The sequence below is a fragment of the Wenjunlia tyrosinilytica genome, from assembly GCF_014646055.1.
Lineage (GTDB): Bacteria > Actinomycetota > Actinomycetes > Streptomycetales > Streptomycetaceae > Wenjunlia > Wenjunlia tyrosinilytica.
In genome coordinates this window covers 1-651 of the sequence record NZ_BMMS01000161.1, presented here as the reverse complement: position 1 = coordinate 651, position 651 = coordinate 1, and the positions used below count along the sequence as shown (strand labels likewise).

General features: G+C 69.3%; 1 protein-coding gene. It reads left to right on the top strand.

Annotation, left to right across the window (positions count from 1 at the left end; all coding sequences use genetic code 11):
• The coding region (locus IEY86_RS36035; RefSeq protein WP_308425219.1) for a response regulator at positions 1-651 on the top strand (651 nt) is incomplete at both ends.

Sequence of the window (651 nt, the reverse complement as noted above, 5' to 3'; positions counted from 1 at the left end):
GAGTTCTCGCGGGAGAGGCCGATCCGGGTCTTCCTGCTGGACGACCACGAGGTGGTCCGGCGCGGCATCCTCGACCTGCTGGACTCCGAGCCGGACATCACCGTCGTCGGCGAGGCCGGAACCATCGACCACGCTCTGGCGCGGGGTCCCGCCCTGCGCCCCGACGTCGCGGTCCTGGACGTGCGCCTGCCCGACGGCGACGGCATCACCGTCTGCCGCGAGCTGCGCTCACGCATGCCCGGCATCGCCTGCCTGATGCTCACCTCGTTCGACGACGACGACGCCCTGCTCGACGCGATCATGGCCGGAGCGGCCGGATACGTCCTCAAACAGATCAACGGCTCCGACCTGGTCACCGCCATCCGAACCGTCGCCACCGGCCGCTCCATGCTCGACCCGGCCACCACCACACGCCTGATGAACAGCCTGCGCGGACACGACGACGAGACCGAACCCGAGGACGAACGGCTCGCCGACCTGACCGCACGCGAGCGCGAGATCCTCGCGCTCATCGGAGACGGCCTGACCAACCGGCAGATCGGCAGGCAGCTCTTCCTGTCGGAGAAGACCGTCAAGAACCACATCTCCCGCCTCCTGGCCAAACTCGGCGTCGAGCGGCGCATTCAGGCGGCCGTACTCGCCACCCAGGTC